This is a genomic window from Vicinamibacteria bacterium (genome assembly GCA_035620555.1).
Classification (GTDB): domain Bacteria; phylum Acidobacteriota; class Vicinamibacteria; order Marinacidobacterales; family SMYC01; genus DASPGQ01.
On the sequence record DASPGQ010000600.1, the window covers coordinates 1 to 5918 of the forward strand.

Genomic DNA, 5918 nt, shown 5'->3' on the forward strand with positions numbered 1-5918 from the left:
AACTCGTTCCCATCAGGAGAGAAGACTCCGTTGAACTCGATGCCATCGGTGCTGACGATCCCGGGTGCGAATAGCTCGGGAATGAGGCCCGGCACCGGCTGTCCGAAGTAGGGTGAATCCACGCGGATGCTGGAGATAGCACCTTCTTCCCTATCGGTGACGCATGCGGTCATTGAAATGCATGCAATCAATATCAGTGTAATCCGCTGGCCGTAACTCATGCTGGGAACCCCATTCTCGTGGCGGCATAACGTTTTCGTCACCTCGGCTCAAGAATACGATGTTGCCGGCGGGTGCTCCAACTCTCGTCGGCCGAACGTCGGGAACTGGCGCTCGCAACAAAATTTGCGGCCGGAGATCGCGGCTATCTAAGATGGGCGCTATGCTGATGAACGCGACAGCTCTGGCGCTCGTTCTCATCCTGGCTTTTGCGGGCGGAACCCGCGGCGACCAACAGAAAGACGACCCCGAGAAGACTCCGCCAACACCCCAGCTCACCGAGTACGTCTACGTGGAAGGGTCGCTCCGCTACGTACCTCGTTCGAACACGATCGTCACCAAGCTGCCACTCGACCGGCGCTCGACGCCCAACAACGTCGGAGTCGTCACCGAGCCTCTCGTCCGCGAGCAATTCGATCGCGTCCTGGGGGATGCGCTCGTGAACGTGAGCAACGTCAACATCCAGAGCCAGAATGGCGTGAACGATTTCTTTCTCATCCGGGGTTTCGATTCGCTGTCGAGCGGGCTCATCCTCGTTGACGGCGCCTCGGAGCCAGAAGCGACGTTCTATCAGCTCTACAACGTCGACCTCGTCGAGGTACTCAAGGGCCCCGGTGGATTCCTCTACGGCAGCAACCCTCTCGCCGGCGCCGTCAACCTGGTGCGCAAGCAGCCCGTCCCCGCGCGGCTCTTCCGATTCTCCGGCTCGGCGGGATCGTTCGACAGCTACGAAGGCTCCTTCGACATGAACCTCGGCACTCTGGACCAACCCGTTTCGTTTCGCTTGAACGGCCTCGTTCGTGACGTGGGAAGCCACCGCGACGGCAAGGAAGGTCGCACCCTCGCTCTGAACCCGGCTTTCGGCGTTCGGTTCGGGGAGAAAGGCACGCTGAACGTCAACTTCGAGTACCTCGACCTCGATTTCGTGCCCGACAGCGGCATCCCGGTTGTCGGGGGGGCTGTCGCGCCGGTCGATCCGGGGACGAGCTATCAAACTCCTCTCGATACTTCACAGCAGGAGATTCTTCGCTTCCAGGTCGATTACGAGTGGCCCGTGAACGAATGGCTCACCTTGAGGGACAAATTCTACCGGCGCGATCTGGATTGGATCTCGGACGCCACGGTTCTCGCCGGCGTGATTCCCACGGGACCCGCCTCGTCCGGCGTGATTCGGAGCTTTGGCCGCCTCGACGACGCTCAGGGATTTACCGGAAACCAGCTCGAGGCGATTCTCGCATTCGATACCGGGTCGGTTCGCCACAGCCTGCTGACGGGCTTCGAGCTCGCGCGGTTCGCGGACCAGTTCGCGCTCAACTTCGATCTGCTCCCCATCGTCGATCTCGTGAATCCCATCGACCCCGGTCTGCCGCCCTTTCCCGATTTTTCGACGGCGGGTGACGCTCGCAGCATCGTCGCCGCACCTTACGTAATCGATCAGATCCAGGTCGGTCCCAAGTGGAACGTCCTTCTGGGTGCGCGGGTGGACGTCCTGGATTTCGACGACCAGGTGAGCGGCGCCGCCCGGAACGATACCGAAGTCTCCCCCATGGCCGGGGTTTCGTTCTCTCCCCAAACCGACCTTTCCGTCTACGGCAATTTCTCCCGATCCTTCGCTCCGCCGTCACCTCGCGTCGTTGGTGAGCTCGTTCCCGAGCGAGGGACGCAGTACGAAGCCGGTATCAAGAAGCACTTCCCCGGACAAAAGGCCGAGATGGTGTTCGCCGTCTACCAGCTCGAGCGCGACAACATTCCGATCCCCGACGACAACGGTTTCACCCAGCAGGTGGGAAACCAGCGTTCTCGCGGGTTCGAGATCGATTTCGCCGCCGAGCCGACCACGGATTTTCGCGCGTTCGTCTCCTACGCACTGAACGATGCCGAGCTGACCAACTTTACCGAGCTCACGCTCGTCTCCTTCATACCTCCGACGTTCGGTTACTTCGATCGCAGCGGCAATCGGCCCGCCTTCGCGCCCAAACACGTTCTGAACTTCTGGCTGTCGAAAGAGTTCGGCAAGTGGGGCGTCGGCGGGGGCGGGCGGTACCTGAGCTCGCAGTTCATCGCCGAGAACAACGATTTCTCGCTGGATGGCGTCGTGACCTTCGACGCCACCGTCTTCTACGATCTGGGAGGCGTGCGGCTTCGACTCAACGTCAAGAACCTCACCGACGAGGAATACTACTTGCGCGGCTTCGGAGGCAATTCGGTCATACCCGCGCCGCCCTTCGGGGCTTACTTTGGATTCGACTGGACGCTCTGATCCCACTATCATCCGCCGATGAAGAACAGGCTCCTCCTCGCATGCGGTTTGCTGGTCTCGATCTCCTGTGGTGGTGGAAGCTCTCGAACCGCGGACGACCGGCGATTTCTGAGCGTTGGCACGGCGCCACCGGGTGGTGCGTTCTTCGTCGTCGGCGGAGCGCTCGGCGAAGTTCTGGGCGAGTTCGGTCCCGCCGGCTGGGAAGTCACCTCCGAGGCAACGAAGGGCTCGCAGGAGAACATTCGGCGACTCGCGAGTGGTGAGCTCGACGTCGCTCTGTCCAACGCCGCCATTACTTACTTCGCCGCTCGCGGCGAGGACGACTGGGAGCGGGCGTATGACGTCCGGACGGTGATGACGCTTGCGCCCAACGTGGCGATGCTGCTCGCACCACAGGGCTCGGGAGTCGAGAGCATTCCTGATATTCGTGGTAAACGCATCGTCGTTGGACCCGCCGGAGCCGGTTGGGAGTCGTTCGTATCCCGTATTTTTGCCGCCCACGGGGTCGGCTTCGAGGAGTTCACCCCTCTCAACAACACGCAGGCCGGGTCCGTCGACATGCTCGCGGATGGATCGGCGGCCGCAGCGTTCATTGGCGGCGCGGTGCCCACCGCGTCGATCGTGCAAGCGACGACCTCGCAGGACATCCTCCTCGTGCCCTTCGACGATGCCGCCATCGAATCTCTGAGCGCCACATATCCTTTCTTCGACGTGCGGATCGTCCCCGGGGGGACCTACCGCGGTCAGGACGAGGACTTCCGCGGTCTCGACGTCGGCTCGATGCACCTCATCGCGAGCGCCGGAGCCGATGAAGAGCTCATCTATCAAATCACGAAGACGATTTACGAGAACCGTGCTGCGGTCACCGCGCGGCATCCCGCGGGCAACTTCATCAACCCCGAGAACGTGACCCGGGATACGGGTGTCGCGTTTCATCCCGGCGCGGTGCGCTACTACCGCGAGATCGGTATCTGGCCCGAAGGCGAAGGCTGATCGCCTCCGTGCGAGTCCTCGCCCTCGCCCTTTCTCTTTTCGTCCTCGTCGAGGTCAACTACCCTCGACTGACCCCGCAGTCTCAGCTCGCGATCTTCGCGCTGTTCGGTCTCGTTCTGTGCTTCCTCCTGTTTCCTCTCGCCAAAGACAAGCCGACGTACGCCCTTGGGGACCGGATTCTCGCGCTCGCTTCGGCCCTCGTCTGTATCTACGTCGTCGTACAGACCGAGCCGGTTTTTTCGCGGTTCTGGTCGGGTGGAGCCTCCCTGGGAGATCGCGCCGGGGCCGAGACGAATCTCGATTATCTCGTCGGAGTATTCGGGCTCCTGCTGGTTCTCGAGGCCACGAGGCGATGCCTCGGGTGGGCGCTTCCCGTACTATCCGCCCTCTTCGTGCTCTACGCGTATGGAGGGGCGCAGCTTCCCGGGTGGCTCTTTCCCCATCGAGGGTACGGGCTCGAGCGGATTGTGGCGCAAACGTTCCTCCACAGCCAGGGTGTCTTCGGGATCGCTCTTTCGGTCATGTTCACTTACGTCTTCTTGTTCGTGCTCCTGGGGGCGTTTCTCGAAGCCACGGGCGCGACCGGATTCATCGTCGATTTCGCGCAGCGGGTCTTTCGAAGATCCCCGGGAGGAGCGGCCAAAGTGGCGGTTCTGGCCAGCGGGCTCATGGGCTCGCTCTCGGGGAGTGCGGTCGCGAACGCCGCGACTACGGGGACGTTCACCATTCCCCTCATGCGCAGCATCGGCTTCAAACCTCACATCGCCGCGGGTGTCACCGCGGCCGCGGCATCGGGCGGCGCCCTCGTTCCCCCGGTCATGGGGGCAGGGGCCTATATGATGCTCGAGCTCGTGAGTCCACCGGTCACCTTTCTCGAGGTCATCCGCGCCGCCATTCTACCCGCGGTGATCTATTATCTCGCTCTCTTCTTCATCGTCCATTTCTATGCGAAACGGATTGGCGCGGAAACGATGGCGAGCACCACCGGTCGATCGGAGGCTTACCGGTACCGCGGCATCGTGTTCTTTGTCACGCTCGGGGTGCTCGTGGGACTCATTCTCACGGGCTACACGGTGTTTCGATCGGTCAGCCTCTCGCTCGCGGTCGTGCTGGTCCTTGGGTTTCTGAATCCCAGATCCCGACTCACGCGAAAAGCCATCGAGACGTCGCTGCTCCGGACCGCCCGGGGCGGGGTTCCCCTGGTGGCAGCATCGGCCTCGGTGGGCATCATCCTCGGCGTCGTCACCTTGACCGGCGTGGGAACCCGCTTTCCCCAGCAGATACTGAACCTCTCGGGCGAGAGCCTCCTGCTCGCCCTCGCCCTCATCATGGTGGGCTCGATCGTTCTCGGGATGGGCCTGCCGTCGGCAGTCTGCTATCTGCTCATGGCAACGCTCATCGCTCCCATCATCGGGGAGCTGGGAATCGTGCCGCTCTCGGCGCACTTCTTCATTTTCTATTTCGGCATGATGTCCATGGTGACGCCCCCCGTGGCTCTGGCCGCCTATACTTCCGCTTCGATCGCCGAGACCCACATCATGACAACCTCGTTCGCCGCGTTTCGCTTTTCCCTCGTCGGCTTCACGCTCCCGTTCATGTTCGTCTTCCGGCCGGAGCTCCTTCTCCTCGGTGACGGCGACGCACCGGTCTCGATCGTTTCGGCTCTTCTCGCGACCCTCGTCGTGCTGGTCGGTATCGTGCCCCTGGCAGCCGGAGTGGCCGGGTATCTGACGAGCGAGCTGTCGACGACGATGCGGGGTGTGCTCCTCTTCTCGGCAGCTCTACTCTTCTTTCCCGGGCGCGATCTCTCCGTGGGGGGAGTCGAGCTCTCGGTAGCGAATCTCGCCGGCGGGGCGGTTCTCGCCGCCGTTTATCTCCTCGAGCGGAGGAAGTCATGAATCGACTCGCGTTGCTTCTCATCGCGGCGCTGCCCTCGTCGGCCGTCGCCCAGGACCGCATCGCGCTGCGCGCCGGGACGGTTCTCGACGGATCGGGGAACGCACTCGCTTCCGCGGTCGTCGTCGTGCGGGGGGAACGGATCGAATCGGTGGGAACCGAGGTCCCTTCGGACGCCGAGCTCATCGACCTCGGCGGCGCGACGCTTCTGCCAGGCCTCGTCGATCTCCATACTCATCTCGCCGAAGTTCCCGGCGTTCACTGGGAAGACGCGTTGTTGAAGACGACGCCTTCTCGAGCGGCCTTGCACGGTGCGAAGAACGCCCTGGACACTCTGCGCGCCGGGTTCACGACCTGCCGCGATATGGGACCGACGTGGCCTTATGTGGACGTCGACCTGCGCGACGCCATCGAATCGGGAATCGTTCCCGGTCCGCGCATTCAGGTGGCGGGCAACTATGTCAGTGCCACGGGGGGTGCGGGCGACGCCCGCCAGTTCTCGATCTACGTCGACGTTCCCGCGGTCCAAAACCTCGCCGACGGGGTCGAT

The 5918-nt window shown here is 62.7% G+C and carries 4 protein-coding genes; all 4 read left to right on the plus strand.

The window, feature by feature from the left end:
• Positions 1 to 388 precede the first annotated feature (388 nt).
• Positions 389 to 2479, plus strand: a complete 2091-nt coding sequence (locus tag VEK15_24510) for a TonB-dependent siderophore receptor (GenBank protein ID HXV63886.1) — start codon at positions 389 to 391, stop codon at positions 2477 to 2479.
• An 18-nt stretch (positions 2480 to 2497) separates the two neighbouring features.
• A complete protein-coding gene (locus VEK15_24515) occupies positions 2498 to 3472 on the plus strand; it encodes a TAXI family TRAP transporter solute-binding subunit (protein HXV63887.1) in 975 nt (324 codons plus the stop codon).
• 8 nt (positions 3473 to 3480) lie between these two features.
• Complete coding sequence (locus VEK15_24520; protein ID HXV63888.1) at positions 3481 to 5370, plus strand: TRAP transporter fused permease subunit; 1890 nt, start codon at positions 3481 to 3483, stop codon at positions 5368 to 5370.
• A partial coding sequence (locus VEK15_24525; GenBank protein HXV63889.1) for an amidohydrolase family protein occupies positions 5367 to 5918 on the plus strand: 552 nt, incomplete at its 3' end. The genes VEK15_24520 and VEK15_24525, both read left to right, overlap by 4 nt.

What these genes read in the sequence shown, in the direction of transcription:
- VEK15_24510 (HXV63886.1), top strand. Translation starts at nt 389, where the DNA reads ATGAACGCGACAGCTCTGGCGCTCGTTCTCATCCTGGCTTTTGCGGGC.
- VEK15_24515 (HXV63887.1), top strand. Translation starts at nt 2,498, where the DNA reads ATGAAGAACAGGCTCCTCCTCGCATGCGGTTTGCTGGTCTCGATCTCC.